The sequence below is a fragment of the Hydrogenophaga sp. H7 genome, assembly GCF_002025745.1.
Classification (GTDB): Bacteria; Pseudomonadota; Gammaproteobacteria; order Burkholderiales; family Burkholderiaceae_C; genus Hydrogenophaga; species Hydrogenophaga pseudoflava.
In genome coordinates this window covers 62,055-83,042 of record NZ_MCIC01000017.1, presented here as the reverse complement: position 1 = coordinate 83,042, position 20,988 = coordinate 62,055, and the positions used below count along the sequence as shown (strand labels likewise).

The window sequence follows — 20,988 nt, the reverse complement described above, 5'->3', positions numbered from 1 at the left end:
TGGCGGAATCAGAGTTTGATGGTGTGAAGGGCCTTGACGGCTCCACCCTGGAGGATTCTGGCGGTCACGGTTTTTACCACGGCCCGCGAAGGAACGTCCACGAGCCCTTCCTGCCGCAGATAGCCCTTGATCAGGACCGCCTGCGGCGTCGCTGCATGCTGCGCCGACCACGGGTTGCCATCCAGCGTGCCAGCGAAACTGATCTCCATCTGCCCTTTGAAGTCAGGGGCATTCTTTTCGGCCTGGATCATCAGGACCTGCCATTTGAGCTGGGTTTCTGCGACCCGTTCGATCTGGAGGCCCCGGATGCTCGGCGCACCCGACCCGGTGCCTGGGATCAGGCGCTCGAAAAAGCCCAGATCGCTGCGCAGCGCCAGGTTGTCGGCCTGCAACTGCCGGATCTGCAGCAGCAGTTGCTCTTGCGCAGTCTTCTCGGTGGTCAGCAAGCTCTCAGAGGTGTTGGCCACCGATTGCGCCTTGCCCAGCGCCTCCCGCAGTTGGCTCACTTCCGTGCGCAACTGCTCCAGCTCCTGTTTGGCGTTGCGGTCCAGCCCCGCAATTTCCTTGCCGAACTCGAAAGCCCAGAGCGCCAGCGCCCCGGAGAACCCCAGCACGACCGCGGCCAGCAACCAACGCAGCGGCCAGGGCATGGTGCTGCGGATGGCCATGCGCGGTGCACTGACCGTCAACCGTCTGCGCAGCAGGCGCAATCTCATGGGACTGGTCCTTTCAGGAAACGGGTGGTCACAAAAAACAAAAACCGCCCCAAGACGAGCTTGAAGGCGGTTGTTGTGGCAGTGAGCGGCGTGTTAACGCTTGCTGAACTGCTTGGCGCGGCGCGCAGAACGCAGACCGACCTTCTTACGCTCGACCTCACGGGCATCGCGGGTCACGAAGCCGGCGTTGGACAGCTCGGACTTCAGTGCGGTGTCGTAGTCGATCAGGGCGCGGGTGATGCCATGGCGGACCGCGCCGGCCTGGCCGGATTCGCCACCACCGTGCACGTTCACCTGGATGTCGAACGTCTCGGCGTTGTTTGTCAGCAGCAGAGGCTGCTTGGCAATCATGATCGAGGTCTGGCGGCCGAAGTACTGTTCGATGTCCTTGCCGTTGACCGTGATCTTGCCGGTGCCTTTTTTCAGAAACACACGGGCGACGCTGGATTTGCGACGGCCGGTGCCATTGTTCCATTCACCAATCATCGTCGGCTCCTCAGATGTCCAGCACTTGCGGCTGTTGGGCGGTGTGCGGGTGCTCGGCGCCGCCGTACACCTTGAGCTTCTTGATCATGGCGTAGCCCAGAGGACCCTTGGGCAGCATGCCCTTGACGGCCTTCTCGAGCGCGCGGCCGGGGTGCTTGGCCTGCATGTCGCGGAAGCTGGTGGCGTAGATACCGCCCGGGAAGCCCGAGTGACGGTAGTACATCTTGTCGGTGTTCTTGGTACCGGTCACACGCAGCTTGGCTGCGTTGATGATGACGATGAAGTCACCGGTGTCGACGTGAGGCGTGTAGATGGCCTTGTGCTTGCCGCGCAGACGGAGGGCCACTTCACTGGCGACCCGTCCGAGAACCTTGTCGGTTGCGTCAATCACAAACCACTCGTGCTTCACGTCAGCGGGCTTGGCGCTGAACGTTTTGGTCATGAGTTTTCTCTTGCGAGTTGGTTTGGCGGACCCTTTTCCACGGTCGGTCGTTCTCTGACGGAACGCTCTTAGGTGGTGTTGATGGCTTCGTCGCGGGGCCACGAAATCGCTGCGAAGCCGAGCATTGTACGATTTTTCACCACCGGCTGGCAAATAGGGCCCGTAACAGGCCGGCCGGCGCTACCATCGCCCGATGTTCAGTTACCGCCACGCCTTCCACGCCGGCAACCATGCCGACGTGCTCAAACACATCACTCTGATGGCCACCCTGCGCCATCTGATGAAGAAGGAGGCGGGCATCACCCTGGTCGACACCCACGCCGGCGCCGGCTTGTACCGGCTGGACGGCGACTACGCCGAAAAAGGCGGGGAAGCCGCAGACGGCATCGTGAAGCTGATGGCGGCGATGCGGCCCGCCACCGGCACGCCGCCCGCGTCCACCGCGGCGCTTGATGACTACCTCGACCTGATCGCAGGCTTCAACCCGGACGGCCAGTTGCGCGTCTACCCGGGCTCGCCATTCGTGATGCAGGCTCTGATGCGCACCGAGGCACGCGACCGCCTCAAGCTGTTCGAACTGCACCCGACCGACAGCCGCACGCTGAACGCCAACATCGCCCAGCTCGAAGCCGGGCGCCAGATCGCGGTCGCGATGCAAGACGGATTCGAGGGCCTCAAACCCCTGCTGCCCCCGCCGCCATCGGTGTCGGGCTCCAAACGCGCGCTGGTGCTGATCGATCCGAGCTACGAGATCAAGAGCGACTACGCCAAAGTGAGTGCCTGCATACAGGAATGCCTCAAGCGCTTTCCAACCGGCACCTACCTGGTGTGGTACCCGATCATTCCCCGGGCCGAGGCGCACGACCTGCCGCGCAAGCTCAAGACCCTGTGCAACCACGCCAAACGCCCCTGGTTACATGCCACGCTGAACATCAGCCACGGCCCGCTGGCCCTCGGCGAGCGGCCGGGACTGACCGCCAGCGGCATGTTCGTGATCAACCCGCCGCACACGCTGAAGGCCGAACTGCAAGCCACGCTGCCGCTGCTGGTGACGCTGTTGGGACGTGGCCGCGGCCAAGCGCAGTCCGTGGAAGCGGGCGGCGCCTGAAGCCGGGAAACGGGCCACGGGTAATTCCCGATCCGCGCCCTGCGAATTAACCAACCGATCGGTCGGCTAATTCCATATACTGCGCATCCACCCCGCTTGGCGGGTGCAGGAGACGCGCATGTACACCCAATCCTTTTCCGTCGCTGATGGCGACGCCAAGGGCGCACCGAAGGCGGCGGCCACGCCGATCCGCGCCGAGGACGCCGCGCTGCAGGCGCATTTCGACACCGTGATCGACGCCGACGGCAAGATCGAGCCGCGCGACTGGATGCCCGAGGCCTATCGCAAGACCCTGGTGCGCCAGATCAGCCAGCACGCGCACAGCGAGATCGTCGGCATGCTGCCCGAGGGCAACTGGATCAGCCGCGCGCCCAGCCTCAAGCGCAAGGCCATCCTGATCGCCAAGGTGCAGGACGAAGGTGGCCATGGTCTCTATCTGTATTCGGCGGCAGAGACCCTGGGCACCAGCCGCGACCAGATGCTCGACGCCCTGCACACCGGCAAAGCCAAGTACAGCTCGATTTTCAACTACCCCACGCTGAACTGGGCCGACGTCGGCGTGATCGGCTGGCTGGTCGACGGCGCGGCGATCATGAACCAGATCCCGCTGTGCCGATGCAGCTACGGCCCTTATGCCCGCGCCATGATCCGCGTCTGCAAGGAAGAGAGCTTCCACCAGCGCCAGGGCTACGAAGCCTTGCTGGTGATGATGCAGGGCACGGCCGAGCAGAAGGCCATGGTCCAGGACGCCGTCAACCGCTACTGGTGGAAGTGCCTGGCCATGTTCGGCCCGCCGGATGACAACAGCCCCAACAGCGTGCAGGGCATGCGCTGGGGCATCAAGCGCATCAGCAACGACGACCTGCGCCAGAAGTTCGTGGACGCCACCGTGCCGCAGGCCGAGGTGCTGGGTGTGACCCTGCCCGACCCCGACCTGAAGTGGAACGAGGCGCGCGGCCACTGGGACTACGGACAGATCGACTGGGACGAGTTCTGGGCCACGGTCAATGGCCACGGTCCGATGAACAAGGAACGCCTGGCCACCCGGGTCAAGGCGCACGAGCAAGGGGCTTGGGTGCGCGCAGCCGCGCTCGCCCACGCCGCCAAGCAACAGCAACGTCAGCAGAAGGAGGTCGCATGAACGCGCCCGCATTGAAGGAATGGCCCCTGTGGGAAGTCTTCGTCCGCAGCAAGCAGGGCCTGGAGCACAAGCACTGCGGCAGCCTGCACGCCAGCGATGCGCGCCACGCGCTGCAGATGGCGCGCGACGTCTACACCCGCCGCCAGGAAGGCGTGAGCATCTGGGTCGTGCCCTCGACCGCCATTACCGCCAGCGAGCCCGACAGCAAAGACAGCTTCTTCGACCCGGCGGCCGACAAGGTCTACCGCCACCCGACCTTCTACGAGATCCCGGACAAAGTGGGGCATATGTGATGAAGGCGCCGGTCGACTACATCCTGCACCTGGCCGACAACGCCTTGGTGCTGGGCCAGCGCAACGCCGAGTGGTGCGGTCACGGCCCCATCCTCGAAGAGGACCTGGCCCTGGCCAACAACAGCCTGGACCTGATCGGGCAGGCGCGACTGCTTTACCAGCACGCGGCCGACCGGATCAACGGCGACGGCGCACTGGCGCAGCGATTCGCCCACCTGCAGGGCGCGCGGCAGGACGGCCGTGTGACCGAGGACACCCTGGCCTACTTCCGCGACACCGCCGAGTTCCGCAACCACACGATCATGGAACTGCCGCACCACGGCCCGCTGGTCGGCTACGCCGTGGCTGAGCGCGACTACGCGACCACCATCGCGCGCAACTTCCTGGTCAGCGCGCTGATGGTGCTGGTGTGGGACCGCTTGCAGTCGTCGAAGGATGCGCAACTGGCCGGCATTGCCGCCAAGTCGCTCAAGGAGGTGCGCTACCACCTGCAGCACGCCAGCGACTGGCTGGTGCGTTTGGGCGACGGCACCGACGAATCGCACCGCCGCGCGCAGGACGCCATCGACCACCTGCTGCCTTTCTGCGAAGCCTTCTGGCAACCCGGCCCGACCGAGCAGGCAGCGGCGCAGGACGGCACGGGTGTGGACATCAACACCCTGCGCGAGCCCTGGAATCTGCTGGTCAACGAGACGCTGAGCGAGGCCACGCTGACCCGCCACGACCAGCCCCACCAAGGCTATGTGGCGCAGGGCCACGTGGGTGTGCATTCGGAGCACCTGGGCTTTCTCCTGGCCGAGATGCAAAGCCTGGCCCGCGCCCACCCGACCGCGGTCTGGTGAACACCATGGGCGCAACCACCGAGTCGTCGCTGCAGGCCCTCGAGCGGGCGCTGGCGCACCTGGCCGACCCCGAGATCCCGGTGGTCAGCCTGAGCGAGCTGGGCATCCTGCGTGAGGTGCGCGAGGGCAGCGACGGTGTGCCTGAGGTGGTCATCACCCCCACCTACAGCGGCTGCCCGGCCATGGGCCAGATCGAGGACGATATCGTCACCGTGCTGCGCGAGGCCGGCTTGCCCGGCCGCGTGGTGACCCAGCTCTCGCCGGCTTGGACCACCGACTGGATGAGCGATGCCGCCAAAGAGAAGCTGCGTGCCTACGGCATCGCGCCGCCGCAATGCGGCAGCAGCCGAGCAGCGCCATCGGGCGTGCTCCAGTTCAGCCGCCATGCAGCGCGACCCGTGGACGTGCCCTGCCCTCGATGCGGATCGCACAACACGACGCAGACCGCCCCCTTTGGCTCCACGGCCTGCAAGGCGCTGTACCGCTGCCTGGACTGCCTGGAACCCTTCGACTACTTCAAGCCGTACTGAACCATGAGCACCGCCGCCGCCCGCTTCCACGACCTCACCGTCTCGCGCATCGACCCCGAGGCCGCCGGCGCCGTCGCCGTCTCTCTGGCCATCCCCGAAGCCTTACGCGACACCTTTGCCTTCGAGCCCGGCCAGTTCCTCACCCTGCGCGCAACCATCGGAGGCCAGGACGTGCGGCGCAGCTACTCGATCAGCAGCCCGCGCAGCCGGCTGGCGACACACGGCGAAGTGACGCTGGGCATCCGGCCGGTGGAAGGCGGCGTGTTCTCCAACTGGGCGGCCACACAGCTGCGGTCAGGGGATACGCTGCGCGTGATGCCCCCCGACGGCCGCTTCACCATCCACAAGCCGCGCGCCCTCCACCGCGTGGGCTTTGCGGCGGGCTCGGGCATCACGCCCATCCTGTCCATCATGGCCAGCACGCTGGAGGAGTCGCCCGACGCCAAGTTCACCCTGGTCTACGGCAACCGCCGCATGGCCAGCGTGATGTTCAACGAGGCGCTGCAGGACCTCAAGGACAGCCACCCTGACCGCCTGACCCTGATCCACGTGCTCTCGCGCCAGGCGCAGGAAGTGCCCCTGCTCGAAGGCCGCATCGACGGTGACAAGGTGCGCGAGATCATCGGCGCACTGCTGCCGGTGGGCAGCATGGACGAGGTGTTTGTGTGTGGCCCCGAGGCCATGATCGAAGCCACCGAGAAAGCGCTGCTGGACGCTGGCGTGCGACCCGACCGCATACACACCGAACGCTTCACGTCACCGACGCTGGAGGCGCTCCCGGCTGCGCAACGCCAGGCCGCCGTGCTCGGTCATCCGGCCGTGCGCACCGACGGCGAGGTGGCGCTGACCGTGGTGCTCGACGGCAAGCCGCACCAACTGCGCATGGGCAAGGACGAGCACGTGCTGGACGTGGCGCTGAACGCCGGGCTGGACCTGCCCTGGTCGTGCCGGGGCGGTGTGTGCTGCACATGCCGCGCCAAGGTGATGGAGGGGGCGGTGACCATGGACAAAAACTTCACGCTCGAACCCTGGGAGACGGAAAAAGGCTTCGTGCTCAGCTGCCAGGCCCGGCCGACCACCGACACGTTGGTGGTGAGCTACGACGAGCGCTGAGCGCGGCGCCTGGCGCAAGGCTCGGCCACCCGACGCCAGCGGGCGTCAAGCGTTTGCGGGCGGGTCCGACGGGACCGTTGCAGCCCCGACGTCGCGCAGTTCTCGGCGCAGGATCTTGCCGATGTTGGTCTTGGGCAGCGGCTCGCTTCGAAACGCCACCACGCGCGGCATCTTGTAGCCGGTCAGGTGCTGCTTGCAGTGCGCGAGCACGTCGGCTTCGGTCAGGTCCGGGTCGCTGCGCACGACCACCACCTTGACCGCTTCGCCCGAACGCTCGTCGCGCACGCCGACCGCCGCGGCCTCCTGCACACCGGGGTGCAGGGTCAGCACGTCCTCGATCTCGTTGGGGAACACCTTGAACCCCGAGACCACGATCATGTCTTTCTTGCGGTCGGTGATGCGGATGCTGCCGCGCTCGTCCATCACCCCCATGTCGCCGGTGCGCAGCCAGCCATCGGCGGTGAACGCCTTGGCCGTCTCTTCGGGGTGGTTCCAGTAGCCCTGCATCACCTGCGGGCCGCGCAGGCAGATTTCACCGACCTCGCCCATGCCCAGATGCGCGCCATCGTCGTCGAGGATGGCCGCCTCCGTGCTCGGCAGTGGCACGCCGATCTGCCCGCTCCACTCCGGGATGGTGACCGGGTTGGCGATCGCCACCGGCGCGCTTTCGGTGAGGCCGTAGCCTTCCACCAGCGGCACGCCGGCCCGCGCTTTCCAGCGGTGGGCCACCACCTGCTGCACCGCCATGCCGCCAGCCACCGCCAGCTTCAGCGGGCGCAGGTCCACCTGGGCAAAACCGGGTGCATCGAGCAGGGCACGAAAGAGGGTGTTGACACCGATGATCGCGGTGAAGCGGGTCTCCCGCAGCACCTGCAGAAACGCCGGCAGATCGCGCGGATTGGGAATCAGCACCGCCTGCGCACCCTTGCTGAAAAAGGACAGCGCACCGGTCAGCGCGAACACGTGGTACAGCGGCAGCGGCAGGATCAGCGTCTCCTCGCCATCGTTCAGGTTGGGCGACATCCAGGCCCCCACCTGGAGCACGTTGGCCACCATGTTGCCGTGGCTGAGCATGGCCCCTTTGGCCACGCCGGTGGTGCCACCGGTGTACTGCAGGAAGGCGAGATCACCGTGCTGGAGCGGCACATCGTCCTGCGTCTGTGCACGGCCGGCGGCCAGTGCCCGTCGAAAGTCCACCGCACCCTTCAGCCGCCAGGGCGGCACCAGCTTCTTCACATGCTTGACCACGGCGTTCGTCAGCAGCCGCTTCACCGCAGGCAGCAAGTCCCCCACCTGCGTCGTCACCACCGTGCGCACGGGGGTCGATGCGATCACCTGTTCCAGCGTGTGCGCAAAGTTCTCCAGCACCACGATGGCCCGGACATCTGCGTCTTTCAACTGGTGCTCCAGCTCGCGCGGCGTGTAGAGCGGGTTGACATTCACCACCACCATGCCCGCGCGCAACACACCGAACAGCACCACCGGGTACTGCAACAGGTTGGGCATCATGAGGGCGACGCGGTCGCCACGCTGCAGACCCGCCACCTTCTGCAGCCAGGCCGCGAACGCGCGGCTGGCGTCGTCGAGCTGGCGAAAACTGATCGTCGCGCCCATTGAGCGGTAAGCCGGCCGGTCGGCAAAGCGCTCGCAACTCGATGCCAGCATGTCCTTGAGCGACGCAAACCGGTGAACGTCGATCTCTGCCGGTACCCCGGCCGGGTATTGACTGAGCCAGGGTCTGTCCATGTGTCCACCTCGTTCTTGCGACAAGCCGCCGCGCCACCGCGACCAGCAAGGGCCAATATGCCACGCGCACGCCGCTGGCGGCTGCGCGAGATCAAGGCCGGTGCAGCCCGGAGACAGAAAAAAACCCGCCAAAGCGGGTTTCACGGGCACGCGGGCGGTGGCTCACACCTTCGCCAGCGCCTGCTCCAGATCGGCCATCAGGTCGTCGATGTGCTCGATGCCGATGGACAGGCGAACCATGTCTGCGCTCACGCCGGCCTTCTTCATTTCGTCCGGGTTGAGCTGACGGTGCGTGGTCGAGGCCGGGTGGCAGGCCAGCGACTTGGCGTCGCCGATGTTGACCAGACGAGTGAAGAGTTGCAGCGCGTCCTGGAAACGCGTGCCGGCAGCGATGGCGTCATCCGATTTCAGGCCGAAGCTGATGATGCCGGAGGCTCGGCCGCCCATGTACTGCTGCACCAGCGCGTGGTCTTTGTGGCCGGGCAGGCCGGCGTAGTTGACCCAGGCCACCTTGGGGTGGTCCTGCAGGTGGTTGGCGATCCTGACGGCGTTGTCGCAGATGCGGTCCATGCGCAGCGCCAGGGTCTCAATGCCCTGCAGGATCTGGAAGGCGTTCATGGGCGAGAGCGCCGCGCCCATGTTGCGCAGTGGCACCACGCGGGCGCGGGCGATGTAGGCGGCCGGGCCCAGGGCCTCGGTGTAGACCACGCCGTGGTAGCTCACGTCGGGTTCGTTCAGGCGCTTGAAGCGCGCCTTGTGCTCGGCCCAGGGGAACTTGCCGCTGTCAACGATCGCACCACCGATGCTGGTGCCGTGGCCGCCCAGGTACTTGGTCAGCGAGTGCACCACGATGTCGGCGCCGTGCTCGAACGGGCGGCACAGGTAAGGGCTGGTCACGGTGTTGTCCACGATCAGCGGCACGCCGGCCGCGTGCGCCACCTTCGCAAGCGCGCCAATGTCGGTCACGTTGCCCAGCGGGTTGCCCACCGATTCGCAGTAGATGGCCTTGGTGCGCTCGTCGATCAGCGCGGCGAACGCGGCCGGATCACGCGGGTCGGCGAAACGCACCGTGATGCCCTGCTGCGGGAAGGTGTGCGCGAACAGGTTGTAGGTGCCGCCGTAGAGCGTCGAGGCCGAGACGATGTTGTCGCCCGCTTCGGCGATGGTCTGGATGGCGTAGGTGATGGCCGCCATGCCCGAGGCCACGGCCAGCGCACCGATGCCGCCTTCCAGCGCCGCGAGGCGTGCCTCCAGCACCCCGTTGGTGGGGTTCATGATGCGGCTGTAGATGTTGCCCGCGACCTTGAGGTCGAACAGGTCGGCACCGTGCTGGGTGTTGTCGAAGGCGTACGCGACGGTCTGGTAGATCGGCACGGCGACGGCCTTGGTGGTGGGATCGGGCGTGTAGCCGCCGTGCACGGCGATGGTTTCGATTTTCATGCGGGTCTCCTTGGGGTGCTGGATGAACAACCGGTCATTCTGGCAGCAACTCGACCTGGGTCACGCCTCGGCCCTGCAGCCCCAGCGCGTTGAACGCGGCCTGGCTGAGGTCGATCACGCGCGAGCGCTTGAAGGGGCCACGGTCGTTGATGCGGACCACCACCTCCTTGCCGGTGACCACGCTGCGCACCCGCACGCGTGTGCCAAACGGCAGCGTCCGGTGCGCGGCGGTCATGGCGTGCCGGTCGTAGCGCTCACCGCTGGCGGTGCGACGGCCGTGGAACTTGCTGCCATACCAGGACGCCAGCCCCTTTTCGAGAACGCCTGCGGAGTCGCGGGACCCGTCCGGGCTGCGAGCCCCGTCAGCGGACCGTTCGGCGGCTGCGGACCCGGTGGGATCTGCCAGGGTGTCGCCGTTGCGGGTCGGGGGAATGGCGGGGCCGTGGGGCACCACCGGCAGCGGGTCGGTGGCGGCCCCGGCTGGAACCGGGCCGGCGAGCGGCGTGGCACAGCCCGCCAGCACCGCCATCAGCAAAGACGGCGCGAAGAACCGCGCGCAGCGTTTCAAAAGCGCCAGTCCAGACGCAGGCTGACGCTCTGATCGGTCATTTTCCCGCGCAGGCTCAGGTCGTAGTGCACGCGCATTTCCATGGCATCGCCGACCTTGTGGGCCACACCCAGCCCCAGCTCGGCCAGGGTGCGCCGCTGCTCCGATCCGGGGGTTGAAAACACCGGACCACCCCCGACGAACTGGGCCGAGGTGCTGTCGCGACCGCCGGACAGGTCGTACCCGACAGCGGCCTGCGCCAGCAGATGGCTCTGCGCACCCAGCGGATGGCGTGCCTCCACGCCCAGCTTGGCGACCAGTTCCTCGGCCTTCTGGGCGGCGACCCGCAGATCCAGCGCCCCGGCACCTGTTTCGGTGTACGCGTTGTTGCGCGCGCGGCGCCAGTCGAGACCCACCGAGGGCGTGACCGAGGTGGTGGCCAGGGTCATGGGGCGCCCCATGCTCAGCCCCAGATGCGAGGCGTGCCCGCGGTAGCTGGCCTTTGCCAAGCGCCCGATGAATCCCAGGTTGCGCTCGGACTTGACCGAACTGCGCGTGGCGTCGGCCTGCCATTGCAGGCGCCATGCCGAGAGGTCGTAGGAACCATAGCCCAGCACCTGGACACTTTCCAGATCGCTGCGGTGCCCCAGCGCGAAGTCACGACCGTCCACACGGCCATCCAGGTAAGCCAGTCCGAAGCCCAGGGTGCTGCCGGACACCATGGACGCCTGGTAACCACCCGCCAGACCTTGTGTGCGCACCCGGTAACCGCTGGCTTGGCGGTAGCGGTCCTGATCCACCCGGTGGTTCAGCGGCTGGACCCAGAGTCCCGTGCCGGGTTTCGCGTCGGCGCCGTCCGGACCACCCACGGCCTGCTGCCCGACCACGGCCGAACCGGTGCTCGAGACATGTGCCAGCAGGGCCTGGGCCGCGTTGCCATGCATCGAGGGCATGGCCTGCCCGACGGCCCTCGCCACCGACGCGTCGTCGGGCAGACGCCCCAGGGCCGTCACCACGGTATCCCAGTCGGTGCCTGTGCGCCCGCCGCGGATGTAGCCATCCAGCACCTGGGCGGTCGGCACACCGTTGATCAATCCCGCCTGGATGGTCGCCGGCACGATGCCCTGCCCGGGGACGGGCTCCGGAGCGGGCTCTGGCGCGGCGCCACCGCCGTGGCCGCCACCTCCCGGAGAGGGCGCAGGCGCAGGTGCTGGAGCCGGGGGAGGAGCAGGAGCAGGGGGAGGAGCAGGAGGCGGGGGCGTACCTGCGGCATCGACCAGCAGGTTCACCTGGCTGCCACTGGTCTGCGACCGGAAGTTGAACAAGGCGCTGTTGTCGGACACATTCGTGGCCGGCGCGGCATTGGTCAGGGTGCCCCCTCCCGTGGCGGTCACCAAGCCCGCCAGCGTGTCGCCCGCGGCCAGGCTGGTGCCGCTGACGTCCACCACAAACGTGGCGCTCGGCTGCAGATCCACGTCGCCGGACACCGTCAGGCGTCCGAAGCTGGAAGAGCTGCTGGCCCCCAGGCGCAAGGCTCCGGACTGCGTGTAGTTGCACGTGATCTGGGCAGTGATGCCCTCAGGAACATGCAAGGTATCCTGGTTGTGAAAGGCGTCTTGCGCCGTGGAAGTGACCGTGATTCCGTGGGAGGTAGCCCGCGACCAAGACGGACGCCGTGGCCAGCCCGGTGGCGGCTTGCCGAAACTCGCGGCGCCGCACGGGTGCGCTGTCAGATCGGAATGTGTGTGCTGGTTGCTTGGACATGGGTCACCCTCAAGGAATTCGGCGCAGAGGGTGTCTGCCTGTCCGACCCTCAAGCAATGGATATTATCTTCTTACACCTCCGACCGACTTTTCCCCTGGTCCAGGGGCCACACGAAAGGTCCCGGCGGGTGTCAGTGGTGCGGCTGCTGTCCCGCCAGCCGCCGCACGATCTCCAGCGTCGCCACGCTCTGGTTCATGGTGTAGAAGTGCAGCGCGGGCGCACCGGCACTGCGCAGCCGATCACACAGATCGGTCACCACATCCAGCCCGAAAGCCTTGATGGACTCGGTGTCGTCGCCGAAGGCCTGCAGGCGCAGCCGGATCCAGCGCGGGATCTCGGCGCCGCAGGCGTCCGAGAACCGCAGCAGCTGCGAGGAACTGGTGATCGGCATGATCCCGGGCACCACCGGCACATCGGCCCCGTGCCGGCGTGCCTCGTCCACGAAACGGAAGTAGGCGTCGGCGCTGTAGAAATACTGCGTGATGGCCGAGTCGGCGCCCGCCTTCACCTTGGTCACATAGGCCTGCAGGTCCGCCTCGGGTGATTTGGCCTGCGGGTGGATCTCCGGGTAGGCGGCCACCTCGATGTGGAAGTCGCGTCCGGTCTCCTCGCGGATGAAGGTCACCAGATCACTCGCATGCTGGAACTCGCCGCCCAGGCCGTAGCCACTGGGCAGGTCGCCGCGCAGCGCCACCAGGCGCCGCACGCCCATTGCCTTGAGCGTGGCCAGCTGCTCGCGCACGCCGGCCTTGGTGGCGCCGATGCACGAGAAGTGCGAGGCCGCGTCCACGCCTTCGGCGAGGATCGCCTGCACGGTGTCGAAGGTGCCCTTCTGGGTGGAGCCACCGGCGCCATAGGTCACCGAGCAGAACTCGGGCTTCAGGGCATACAGCTTCTGGCGCACCACGCGCAGCTTCTCGGCACCCTCGGGCGTCTTGGGCGGAAAGAATTCAAAACTCAGGGGCAGGCCCATACGAAGAACTCCCGGTTGCCATCACCGCCGGTGATGGCGCTTTCAAAATAGTCCCGCAGTCGCAGGCCGTTGTCGTCGCAGGCCTGTGCGATGCGTTGTTGCACGAGCGCGTGGCTCGCGGTGTCTTTCACCAGCCCGCCTTTGCCGATGTGTTCGGGCTGCAGTTCGAACTGCGGTTTGACCAGCATCAGCAAGCTGGCGCCCGGCTTGAGCAGCGGCACGAGGGCCGGCCACACCAGGGTCTGCGAGATGAAGGACAGATCGCCCACCACCAGGTCGAAGGGCGCGGCCGCCGTGTCTCCACCCAGCGCCGCCAGTTGCGCCGCCTTCAGCTCGCGCGCGTTGCACTTCTCGATGCAGACCACGCGCTTGTCGGCGCGCAGCTTCGGATGCAGCTGGCCTTGGCCAACGTCCACGCCCACCACCTGCGCCGCGCCGCGCTGCAGCAGGCAGTCGGTGAAGCCGCCGCTGCTCTGTCCCACGTCGAGGCAGCGCAGGCCGGTCACGTCGATCCCGCAGTGCGCCAGTGCGCCGTCGAGCTTGAGCCCGCCGCGCGAGACGAAGCGCGACTCCGCCGTGTCCAGCAGTTGCAGTTCCGCCGTCTCGCGCAGCTCCTCGCCGTTCTTGGTGACCGGTTTCCAGTCACCGCCTGACAGCCGCCAGCGCACGCCCGCGGCGATCAGCCGCTGGGCCTGTGAGCGCGACGCGGCCAGCCCTCGCTCGACGAGCAACTGGTCAGCGCGCATCGGCGATCAGTAGCGGTAGCTGTCAGGCTTGTACGGACCCTGCTTCGGCACGCCGATGTAGGCGGCCTGCTCGTCGCTCAGCTCGGTCAGCATCGCACCGACCTTCTTCAGGTGAAGGCGCGCGACCTTCTCGTCCAGGTGCTTGGGCAGCACGTAAACCTTGCCCACGTCGTAGCCCTCGGGGTGGGTGAACAGCTCGATCTGCGCGATGGTCTGGTTGGCGAAGGAGTTGGACATCACGAAGCTGGGGTGACCCGTGCCGCAGCCCAGGTTCACCAGACGGCCCTTGGCCAGCAGGATGATGCGCTTGCCGTCCGGGAAGATCACGTGGTCCACCTGGGGCTTGATCTCTTCCCACTGGCACTTCTCTTCCAGCTTGGCGACCTGGATCTCGTTGTCGAAGTGGCCGATGTTGCAGACGATGGACTGGTCCTTCATCGCCGCCATGTGCTCGTAGGTGATCACGTCGCGGTTGCCGGTGGTGGTCACGAAGATGTCGGCCTTGTCGGCGGCCCACTCCATGGTCACGACCTTGAAGCCTTCCATCGCGGCCTGCAGGGCGTTGATGGGGTCGATCTCGGTCACCCACACCTGGGCGCTGAGGGCGCGCAGGGCCTGGGCCGAGCCCTTGCCCACGTCACCGTAACCGGCGACCACGGCGACCTTGCCGGCGATCATCACGTCGGTGGCGCGCTTGATGCCGTCCACCAGCGATTCGCGGCAACCGTACAGGTTGTCGAACTTGGACTTGGTCACCGAGTCGTTGACGTTGATGGCGCGGAACATCAGCGTGCCCTTGGCCGACATTTCCTTGAGGCGGTGCACGCCGGTGGTGGTCTCTTCGGTCACGCCGATGATCTGGGCGCTCTTGCGGCTGTACCAGGTGCTGTCTTCGGCCAGCTTGGCCTTGATGGCGGCGAACAGGATGCGCTCTTCCTCGCTGCCCGGGTTGGCCAGCACGGAAGCGTCCTTTTCAGCACGCTTGCCCAGGTGCATCAGCAGCGTGGCGTCGCCGCCGTCGTCCAGGATCATGTTGGGTCCTTCGCCTTCGCTGCCCTTGGGGCCGAAGTCGAAGATGCGGTGGGTGTAGTCCCAGTAGTCGACCAGGGTCTCGCCCTTGACGGCGAACACCGGCGTGCCGGCGGCGGCGATGGCGGCGGCGGCGTGGTCCTGGGTGGAGAAGATGTTGCACGAGGCCCAGCGCACGTCGGCGCCCAGGGCCTTGAGGGTCTCGATCAGCACCGCCGTCTGGATGGTCATGTGCAGCGAGCCGGTGATGCGCGCGCCCTTCAGGGGCTGCTTGGCCGCGAATTCCTCGCGGATGGCCATCAGGCCGGGCATCTCGGTCTCGGCGATCTTGATTTCTTTGCGGCCCCAGTCGGCCAGGCCGATGTCGGCGATGACGCAGTCGGTGGCGACGGCGGGAATGCGTGCGTTCATGGTTCGCTCCATTGAAGGTTGATGAACCACTTCACGGGCGAGAGGGGGACAAAAAAAAGCCCATCGCACAGAGAAGTGGATGAGCGTCGTTGCATGGATGTCCGAGCCTCACGAACCGCGCCGACCGGGGGGTCGGGGGTGCGCTGCAACGCTCCTCGGATGGCCGCGATTCTACCGCAGGCGCCGATTCTGGGCATCTGCGAAACTGGCGGGCCTTTATGACCCATTCCCTGCTTTCCGACTGGCCGCTGGCCGAGCGCGCGCGCATCCACGGCGTGCTCACCGACATCGACGACACCCTGACCACCGACGGCGCCATCACGCCCGACGCGCTGGCGGCGCTGCACGCCTTGCGCGCCGCGGGCCTGCCGGTGTTCGCCATCACCGGCCGACCCGCGGGCTGGAGCGAGCCGTTTGCGCTGGCCTGGCCGGTGGACGCCATCGTGGCGGAGAACGGCGCGGTGGCGCTCTGGCGCGGCACCGACGGTTCGCTGCAGAAGGACTGGCTGCAGGACGAAGCCACCCGCAGCGCCAACTTCGCCCGCCTGCAGGCGGTGGCGCAGCGGGTGCTGGCCGAGCTGCCGCACACCCGCCTGTCGCAGGACAGCCCGGGGCGCGAGACCGACATCGCCATCGACCACAGCGAGTTCGCCCACCTGCACGAGGCCGATATCCAGCGCGTGGTGGCGCTGATGCGCGAAGGCGGGCTCAACGCCACCGTCAGCTCCATCCACATCAACGGCTGGATCGGCGAGCACCACAAGCTCGAAGGCGCTCGCTGGATCGTGCGCCAGCGGCTGGGCCGTGACCTTGATGCAGAGCGGGGCCGCTGGGTCTACGTGGGTGACTCAACCAACGACGCGCTCATGTTCGGTCACTTCCCGCACAGCGTGGGCGTGGCCAACATCGCCCGCTTCTGGAACCAGCTGGCGCAGCGTCCGCGCTACGTGACTCGGGGAGAACGTGGCGCCGGGTTTGCCGAGGTGGCGCAGGCGGTGCTGGCCGCGCGCCCGGCCGGAGCCGGCGCATGAGCGGCCCCCTGCTGCCTCCGCCGTCCACCTCCGCCCCGGCGGCGGCGCCTGCGCTGGCCCGCCGGGGCCTGTGGGCCATCTTCATCGCCACCTTCTGCGAGCTGGTCGGCTACTTCATGCTCATGCCCTGGCTGCTGCTGCAGCTCAAGGACGGTGGCGAGTCCACCGCGCTGGCGGGGCTGTTCGCGGCCAGCGGCTGGGTCGGCGTGTTCTTCATGACGCCCTTCGCCTCGGCCATCACCCAGCGCCTGGGCCGACGGCCCACGCTGTGGCTGTCGGCGCTCATCCCCGTGGTCTCCACCACCGGCTTCCTGCTCACCGACGCCCTGCCCGTCTGGTTCGCCTGCGAGTTCATCGCCGGCGCCGCCTCCGGCCTGCGCTGGGTGCTGGCCGAGGCGGTGGTGGCCGAGTTCGCGCCGCCCCACCAGCGCGGGCGCATGGTGGGCCTGTTCGAAACCATGGTCGGCACCACCTTCGTGATCGGCCCGGCCCTGCTGGCGCTGGTGGGCCCCACCAGCCCGGTGGCGCTGTGGATCGTGCTGGGCTTTCTGGTGCTGGGCCTGCTGGGCAGCCTGTGGATTCCGCGCCTGCCGGCCGCCGCCGACGCGCACGAGGCGCGCGTGGGCCTGCACGGCGTCTGGCACGCGCTGCGCGCGCACCCGCTGATCATGATGGTCGGCTTCGTCGGCGGCTTCTTTGAAAGCGGCCTGACCTCCATCCTGCCGCTCTACGGTCTGGCGCTGGGCATGGGGGCAGCGGCCGCGGCGCTGCTGGTGTCGGCCAGCGGCCTGGGCAGCGCGCTGATGATGCTGCCCGCCGGCATGGCGGCGGACCGGCCCTCGCTGCAGCAGCGCCACGGCGGCGAACACGGCGCCCGGGTGCTGATCCTGCACGCCTGCGCCCTGATCACCCTGCTGGCGACGGTGCTGATTCCCTTCGTGGCCGGCGCCCCCTGGCTGGCGGCGGCGGTGGCCTTCGTCTGGGGCGGCGCGGGCGGCAGTCTGTACACGCTCGCCATGATCGACATCGGCTCGCGGGAGGAAGGCATCACCCTGGTCAACAGCACGGCGGTGCTGGTGCTCTCGTACACGCTGGGCGGCGTGCTGGCGCCGGCGCTGGGCGCCGCCATGCTGGACTGGGCGCCGGTGAGCGGCTTTCCGGCGCTGCTGCTGGCCGTGGCCGGGCCGGGCTGGTGGCTGTTGCGGCGCGAATACCGCGCCCTGCGCTCAGGGCGCCGCGGCCGCGCCTGATGCCGCACCGGCCGGTGCGGCCGGCCGGGGACGGTCCAGCACCCGGTCGGCCAGGCCGCCGCCGACCCACATGCCCGCCAGCGTGAGCCAGGCGGTGACGGCGAAGATGGCGCCGCCGGTCATGCCGGCACCCACCGCGCAGCCGCCGGCCAGCATGGAGCCGAAGCCCATGAGGATGGCGCCGATGATGTAGCGCGGCATGGTGTAGCCGCCGCCGAAACCTTCGAGCTTCCAGTCGCCGCCCACCAGCGCGCCGATGAGCGAACCCAGGAACACGCCCGGCATCAGGCCGAGGTCGAAGTTCCAGGGCTCATCGGGGTTGCTCAGCACGCGCATCAGCCACTCGGCCGAGGGTCCGCTGAAGGTCATGCCCTGCACCTGGACCGGCTCGAAGGAGTGCGCCAGCACCTGGTAGGTGAACAGCCAGGCCAGGGCCACCGCCAGGCCGGTGCCGATGCCGCCCAGCCATTTCCAGACGCCCCAGCCGCTGTAGTAGGCGAAGAAGCCCGCGGTCACCATCCACACCGCGCCGAAGGCCAGACCGTCGTTCGGACCCACGCCGACCAGGGCCAGCAGGCTGCGCGCCGGTCCACCGTCCACCACCCACAGCCCGGCGATGGCCTCGCGCCAGGGTGCCAGCACGCCGGCCAGCGAGGCCTGCGCCGTGACCGCGAAGATCAGCCCCGAGAGCAGCGCGCGCAGGTTGCCGTTGGCCGAGAGCACCAGCAGGCGACTGGCGCAGCCGCGCGTCATGACCATGCCGACGCCGAAGATCAGACCACCGATCAGCGCGCCCGACAGACTGCCTTTGGAAGCGAGCTGCCGCGCCGTGCTGACGTCCAGCAGGCCGGACACCACGAACAGCTGCACCGCCACCACCGCGGTGGAGAACGCCAGCAGCCACACCGCGAGCTTTTCACCGAACCGGCCGTGCCAGAACTCGATGACCGCGGCGCGCAGGCAGAACTTCGAGCGCTGCGCAAAAAAGCCGAACAGCAGCCCGCTGAGCAGGCCGCCCACCAGCAGCACCCGGGGCTCTCCGTAGTGTTCGATCCAGGCGGTCCAGTCCATGCGATCCTCATTTATCAAAACATGCGAATTTACGGATGTTATGCCTGTTATCGCCCATTTCTCTTGACGCGGCGCAACATGTGACGGGACGCTAAGCTCCCGGGCGGGCAGTGCCCCCCACATGAAAGGACTCCCATGCCCATCCCCTGGCTGACCGCGCTGAAGGTGATTCCCTGGGGCGACGTGATCGAACACGCGCCCAAAGTGCTCAAGGGCGCGCGCGACCTGCTGAACCAGCAGCGCCAGCGGCGCCGCGAGACCGCCGAGCCCGCCCCCGCCCCGGACGCCGCCGTCATCGAGGCGCCCGGCCCCACGCCGCCCGAGCTGCGCGAACTCCAGCAACAGCTGGCCACGGCGCGCGAGGACCTCACCCGGCTGCAGCAGACGCAGGACCAGATCACCCAGACCGTGGCCGAACTGGCCGAACAGAACACCCGGCTGGTGGCCGCGGTGGAGCTGCTGCGCACGCGCACGCGGCTGCTGATGGGGGCGGTGGTGGTGCTGGCGGTGGTGCTGGCCGCCTGGTATTTCAGCGCCGCTTGAAGGGCACCTGGTAGAGCCAGACCGGCTTGCCCTGGACGGTTTCGAGCCGGGCTTTCGGTGTGAAACCGGCGGCCTCGAACTCCAGGCTGGCCAGCCAGGCGCCCGGCGCCAGCTCGGCGGCGGCCTTCTCCATCGCGCGCGGCATGCTCTCGGGCCGCTGGAACAGGTAGACCATGCGGTAGCCCGACCAGTCCTGTGCCCAGATGTCGGCACGGCGCACCGTTGCAAAGCGGCAGCGCAGCCGGCACAGCAGGGCCAGCGGCCAGCTCCATTCCAGGCCGTGGATCTGCGCCTTCGGATACTGGCGGCGCAGCGCGATCAGGCCGGCACCAAGCCCGCAGCCCGCGTCCACCACCGCCGCGCCATCAGGCAGCGGCGCCCTCTGCGCCAGCCCGTCCAGTGCGTTCTCGGGCGTGGGGAACAGCGGCGCGTCGCCCCAGCTGCCCAGCGGGTACAGGGCCAGCAGCAGGGCCAGCGGCAGCAGCCAGACCCAGCCCGGCACCGCAACCGCCGCACCGCTGGCCAGCAGCGAGAGCGGGAAGCCGGCCAGCATGAACAGGCGTCGCCAGGGCGTGCGGCCGGTCCAGGCGGCCAGGCTGGCGGCCAGCAGGGCGAACACAAAGGCCGCCACCGGTCCCAGACCCGCCGACTGGAGGCCCATGAACAAGCCCCAGGCCAGTGCCCAGGTCAGCAGCGCGGGGAGCGGCCAGATCAGCATGCGGGCATTGTCATCGCTCGCGGCGCGGCCGCCGGCGTCGCCAAGGCGATGGTGGCGGCTTGCCTCGGCGGCACGGCGTGTCTATGGTGCGTCTTCCACCACAACATTCAGGAGACACCCCCATGGCCCTCGACCCCCGCTTTTCCGTGCTCGTCTCAGGCTACACCTTCTTCGAAAGCCCGCGCTGGCGCGACGACCACCTGTGGCTGTCGGACTTCTACACCCACCAGATCATCCGCGTCGACGGGCAGGGCCGGGTGGAAAAAATCGCCGACGTGCCGCAACAGCCCTCGGGCATGGGCTGGCTGCCCGACGGCCGCCTGCTGGTGGTCTCGATGCGCGACCGCAAGGTGTTGCGCCGCGAGGCCGACGGCCGCCTCGTCACGCACGCCGATCTGTCGTCCGTCGCGAACGGTCATGTCAACGACATGGTGGTGGACGCGCAAGGCCGTGCCTACGTGGGCAATTTCGGCTTCGACCTGATGGGCGGCGGCGCGCCACACACCGCCACACTGGCGCGCGTCGACCCCGACGGTTCGGTGCACGCGGCGGCCGAAGGCCTGTACTTCCCCAACGGCAGCATGATCACGCCCGACGGCCGGACCCTGATCGTCGCGGAGACGATGGGCAACCGCATCTCGGCCTTCGACATCCAGCCCGACGGCCAGCTGGGGCCGCGCCGCGACTGGGCCGCCTGGGGCCCGTTGCCGGCCATGACCGACGTGCCGAGCGTGCTGGGCGCGCTCAAGGCGGCACCCGACGGCGCCACGCTGGACGCCGAGGGCGCGGTGTGGTTCGCCGACGCCGTGGGCCACCGCGTGGTGCGCATGGCCCCGGGCGGCGAGATCCTGGAGAGCATTTCCACCGGGGACCAGGGCGCCTTCGCCTGCACGCTCGGCGGCCCCGATGGCCGCACCCTGTTCATCTGCGTGGCGCCGGACTTCCTGGAGCACGCGCGCCAGGCCGCGCGCGAGGCGGCCATCTGGACCACCACCGTGAACGTGCCGGGCGCCGGCCGGCCCTGAACGCAGCCGCCCGGCGGGCGGG

At 68.1% G+C, this 20,988-nt stretch carries 22 protein-coding genes and 1 riboswitch; of the genes, 10 read left to right on the top strand and 12 right to left on the bottom strand.

Going from position 1 to position 20,988, the window contains the following annotated elements; translation table 11 throughout:
- Nucleotides 1–8: 8 nt before the first annotated feature.
- From BC358_RS16075 to rplM, 3 genes are all read right to left on the bottom strand, one after another.
- Nucleotides 9–716 (bottom strand): DUF6776 family protein, encoded by a 708-nt coding sequence (locus BC358_RS16075; RefSeq protein ID WP_066155182.1) that lies wholly within the window; start codon nt 714–716, stop codon nt 9–11.
- Between the two features lie 93 nt (nt 717–809).
- Entirely contained in the window at nt 810–1,202 is a 393-nt protein-coding gene (gene rpsI, locus BC358_RS16070) for a 30S ribosomal protein S9 (protein WP_066155186.1), read from the bottom strand.
- Between the two features lie 10 nt (nt 1,203–1,212).
- Nucleotides 1,213–1,644, bottom strand: a complete 432-nt coding sequence (gene rplM, locus BC358_RS16065) for a 50S ribosomal protein L13 (protein WP_066155189.1) — start codon at nt 1,642–1,644, stop codon at nt 1,213–1,215.
- A 193-nt stretch (nt 1,645–1,837) separates the two neighbouring features.
- On the opposite strand from rplM, the gene BC358_RS16060 reads away from it, so the two are divergent.
- From BC358_RS16060 to BC358_RS16035, 6 genes are all read left to right on the top strand, one after another.
- Nucleotides 1,838–2,752, top strand: a complete 915-nt coding sequence (locus BC358_RS16060; RefSeq protein WP_066155192.1) for a 23S rRNA (adenine(2030)-N(6))-methyltransferase RlmJ — start codon at nt 1,838–1,840, stop codon at nt 2,750–2,752.
- 118 nt (nt 2,753–2,870) lie between these two features.
- Complete coding sequence (gene paaA, locus BC358_RS16055; RefSeq protein WP_079366627.1) at nt 2,871–3,893, top strand: 1,2-phenylacetyl-CoA epoxidase subunit PaaA; 1,023 nt, start codon at nt 2,871–2,873, stop codon at nt 3,891–3,893.
- Nucleotides 3,890–4,186 carry a 1,2-phenylacetyl-CoA epoxidase subunit PaaB gene (gene paaB, locus BC358_RS16050; protein WP_079366626.1) on the top strand — a complete coding sequence of 99 codons (297 nt, stop codon included), beginning with the start codon at nt 3,890–3,892 and terminating at the stop codon, nt 4,184–4,186. Before paaA ends, paaB begins: the two co-directional genes overlap by 4 nt.
- Nucleotides 4,186–5,028 (top strand): 1,2-phenylacetyl-CoA epoxidase subunit PaaC, encoded by an 843-nt coding sequence (gene paaC / locus BC358_RS16045; RefSeq protein WP_079366625.1) that lies wholly within the window; start codon nt 4,186–4,188, stop codon nt 5,026–5,028. Before paaB ends, paaC begins: the two co-directional genes overlap by 1 nt.
- 5 nt (nt 5,029–5,033) lie before the next feature.
- The gene (gene paaD / locus BC358_RS16040; protein WP_079366823.1) at nt 5,034–5,558 is read left to right on the top strand and encodes a 1,2-phenylacetyl-CoA epoxidase subunit PaaD; all 525 of its coding nucleotides are present in this window, start codon (nt 5,034–5,036) and stop codon (nt 5,556–5,558) included.
- Between the two features lie 3 nt (nt 5,559–5,561).
- A complete protein-coding gene (locus BC358_RS16035) occupies nt 5,562–6,671 on the top strand; it encodes a 2Fe-2S iron-sulfur cluster-binding protein (RefSeq protein ID WP_079366624.1) in 1,110 nt (369 codons plus the stop codon).
- Nucleotides 6,672–6,716: 45 nt separating this feature from the next.
- Here BC358_RS16035 and BC358_RS16030 read toward each other — a convergent pair whose 3' ends face one another.
- From BC358_RS16030 to ahcY, 7 genes are all read right to left on the bottom strand, one after another.
- Nucleotides 6,717–8,417 carry an AMP-binding protein gene (locus tag BC358_RS16030; protein ID WP_079366623.1) on the bottom strand — a complete coding sequence of 567 codons (1,701 nt, stop codon included), beginning with the start codon at nt 8,415–8,417 and terminating at the stop codon, nt 6,717–6,719.
- Nucleotides 8,418–8,579: 162 nt separating this feature from the next.
- On the bottom strand, nt 8,580–9,857 hold the full coding sequence (locus tag BC358_RS16025; RefSeq protein WP_066155212.1) for an O-acetylhomoserine aminocarboxypropyltransferase/cysteine synthase family protein: 1,278 nt from the start codon (nt 9,855–9,857) through the stop codon (nt 8,580–8,582).
- A 34-nt stretch (nt 9,858–9,891) separates the two neighbouring features.
- A complete protein-coding gene (locus tag BC358_RS22455; protein WP_306292803.1) occupies nt 9,892–10,425 on the bottom strand; it encodes a septal ring lytic transglycosylase RlpA family protein in 534 nt (177 codons plus the stop codon).
- The gene (locus BC358_RS16015) at nt 10,422–11,996 is read right to left on the bottom strand and encodes an autotransporter domain-containing protein (RefSeq protein WP_179130090.1); all 1,575 of its coding nucleotides are present in this window, start codon (nt 11,994–11,996) and stop codon (nt 10,422–10,424) included. Before BC358_RS16015 ends, BC358_RS22455 begins: the two co-directional genes overlap by 4 nt.
- Nucleotides 11,997–12,299: 303 nt before the next feature.
- On the bottom strand, nt 12,300–13,142 hold the full coding sequence (gene metF / locus BC358_RS16005; RefSeq protein ID WP_079366619.1) for a methylenetetrahydrofolate reductase [NAD(P)H]: 843 nt from the start codon (nt 13,140–13,142) through the stop codon (nt 12,300–12,302).
- Nucleotides 13,127–13,888: a TlyA family RNA methyltransferase gene (locus tag BC358_RS16000; RefSeq protein WP_079366618.1), complete on the bottom strand. Its 762-nt coding sequence runs from the start codon at nt 13,886–13,888 to the stop codon at nt 13,127–13,129. The genes metF and BC358_RS16000 overlap by 16 nt, the downstream gene beginning before the upstream one ends.
- Before the next feature lie 6 nt (nt 13,889–13,894).
- Nucleotides 13,895–15,328: an adenosylhomocysteinase gene (ahcY, locus tag BC358_RS15995; protein ID WP_079366617.1), complete on the bottom strand. Its 1,434-nt coding sequence runs from the start codon at nt 15,326–15,328 to the stop codon at nt 13,895–13,897.
- Nucleotides 15,329–15,402: 74 nt separating this feature from the next.
- Nucleotides 15,403–15,491: riboswitch (S-adenosyl-L-homocysteine riboswitch) on the bottom strand.
- Between the two features lie 55 nt (nt 15,492–15,546).
- Here ahcY and BC358_RS15990 point away from each other — a divergent pair.
- Together BC358_RS15990 and BC358_RS15985 are read left to right on the top strand one after the other, a co-directional pair.
- On the top strand, nt 15,547–16,359 hold the full coding sequence (locus BC358_RS15990) for an HAD-IIB family hydrolase (RefSeq protein WP_079366616.1): 813 nt from the start codon (nt 15,547–15,549) through the stop codon (nt 16,357–16,359).
- Nucleotides 16,356–17,609 (top strand): MFS transporter, encoded by a 1,254-nt coding sequence (locus BC358_RS15985; protein WP_079366615.1) that lies wholly within the window; start codon nt 16,356–16,358, stop codon nt 17,607–17,609. Before BC358_RS15990 ends, BC358_RS15985 begins: the two co-directional genes overlap by 4 nt.
- Here BC358_RS15985 and BC358_RS15980 read toward each other — a convergent pair.
- A complete protein-coding gene (locus BC358_RS15980) occupies nt 17,586–18,680 on the bottom strand; it encodes a YeeE/YedE family protein (RefSeq protein WP_079366614.1) in 1,095 nt (364 codons plus the stop codon). The two genes, BC358_RS15985 and BC358_RS15980, sit on opposite strands and share 24 nt — an antisense overlap.
- 135 nt (nt 18,681–18,815) lie before the next feature.
- Between BC358_RS15980 and BC358_RS15975 the strand changes: the two genes are divergently transcribed.
- Entirely contained in the window at nt 18,816–19,223 is a 408-nt protein-coding gene (locus BC358_RS15975; protein WP_079366613.1) for a hypothetical protein, read from the top strand.
- Here the strand turns inward: BC358_RS15975 and BC358_RS15970 are convergent.
- Nucleotides 19,210–19,941, bottom strand: coding sequence for a trans-aconitate 2-methyltransferase (locus tag BC358_RS15970; protein ID WP_079366612.1), 732 nt, complete (start codon nt 19,939–19,941; stop codon nt 19,210–19,212). The genes BC358_RS15975 and BC358_RS15970 overlap by 14 nt on opposite strands.
- Before the next feature lie 122 nt (nt 19,942–20,063).
- Here BC358_RS15970 and BC358_RS15965 point away from each other — a divergent pair, with 122 nt between their 5' ends.
- The gene (locus tag BC358_RS15965) at nt 20,064–20,966 is read left to right on the top strand and encodes an SMP-30/gluconolactonase/LRE family protein (RefSeq protein WP_079366611.1); all 903 of its coding nucleotides are present in this window, start codon (nt 20,064–20,066) and stop codon (nt 20,964–20,966) included.
- Nucleotides 20,967–20,988 lie beyond the last annotated feature (22 nt).

Excerpts from the sequence above, each read along its gene's own strand:
- rplM (WP_066155189.1), bottom strand. The coding sequence starts at position 1,644 with ATGACCAAAACGTTCAGCGCCAAGCCCGCTGACGTGAAGCACGAGTGG.
- BC358_RS16025 (WP_066155212.1), bottom strand. The coding sequence starts at position 9,857 with ATGAAAATCGAAACCATCGCCGTGCACGGCGGCTACACGCCCGATCCC.
- paaC (WP_079366625.1), top strand. The coding sequence starts at position 4,186 with ATGAAGGCGCCGGTCGACTACATCCTGCACCTGGCCGACAACGCCTTG.
- BC358_RS15970 (WP_079366612.1), bottom strand. The coding sequence starts at position 19,941 with ATGCTGATCTGGCCGCTCCCCGCGCTGCTGACCTGGGCACTGGCCTGG.
- rpsI (WP_066155186.1), bottom strand. The coding sequence starts at position 1,202 with ATGATTGGTGAATGGAACAATGGCACCGGCCGTCGCAAATCCAGCGTC.
- BC358_RS16000 (WP_079366618.1), bottom strand. The coding sequence starts at position 13,888 with ATGCGCGCTGACCAGTTGCTCGTCGAGCGAGGGCTGGCCGCGTCGCGC.
- metF (WP_079366619.1), bottom strand. The coding sequence starts at position 13,142 with ATGGGCCTGCCCCTGAGTTTTGAATTCTTTCCGCCCAAGACGCCCGAG.
- paaD (WP_079366823.1), top strand. The coding sequence starts at position 5,034 with ATGGGCGCAACCACCGAGTCGTCGCTGCAGGCCCTCGAGCGGGCGCTG.
- paaB (WP_079366626.1), top strand. The coding sequence starts at position 3,890 with ATGAACGCGCCCGCATTGAAGGAATGGCCCCTGTGGGAAGTCTTCGTC.
- BC358_RS16075 (WP_066155182.1), bottom strand. The coding sequence starts at position 716 with ATGAGATTGCGCCTGCTGCGCAGACGGTTGACGGTCAGTGCACCGCGC.
- BC358_RS15985 (WP_079366615.1), top strand. The coding sequence starts at position 16,356 with ATGAGCGGCCCCCTGCTGCCTCCGCCGTCCACCTCCGCCCCGGCGGCG.
- BC358_RS15990 (WP_079366616.1), top strand. The coding sequence starts at position 15,547 with ATGACCCATTCCCTGCTTTCCGACTGGCCGCTGGCCGAGCGCGCGCGC.
- BC358_RS16035 (WP_079366624.1), top strand. The coding sequence starts at position 5,562 with ATGAGCACCGCCGCCGCCCGCTTCCACGACCTCACCGTCTCGCGCATC.
- BC358_RS15975 (WP_079366613.1), top strand. The coding sequence starts at position 18,816 with ATGCCCATCCCCTGGCTGACCGCGCTGAAGGTGATTCCCTGGGGCGAC.
- BC358_RS15980 (WP_079366614.1), bottom strand. The coding sequence starts at position 18,680 with ATGGACTGGACCGCCTGGATCGAACACTACGGAGAGCCCCGGGTGCTG.
- BC358_RS16030 (WP_079366623.1), bottom strand. The coding sequence starts at position 8,417 with ATGGACAGACCCTGGCTCAGTCAATACCCGGCCGGGGTACCGGCAGAG.
- ahcY (WP_079366617.1), bottom strand. The coding sequence starts at position 15,328 with ATGAACGCACGCATTCCCGCCGTCGCCACCGACTGCGTCATCGCCGAC.
- BC358_RS15965 (WP_079366611.1), top strand. The coding sequence starts at position 20,064 with ATGGCCCTCGACCCCCGCTTTTCCGTGCTCGTCTCAGGCTACACCTTC.
- BC358_RS16060 (WP_066155192.1), top strand. The coding sequence starts at position 1,838 with ATGTTCAGTTACCGCCACGCCTTCCACGCCGGCAACCATGCCGACGTG.
- paaA (WP_079366627.1), top strand. The coding sequence starts at position 2,871 with ATGTACACCCAATCCTTTTCCGTCGCTGATGGCGACGCCAAGGGCGCA.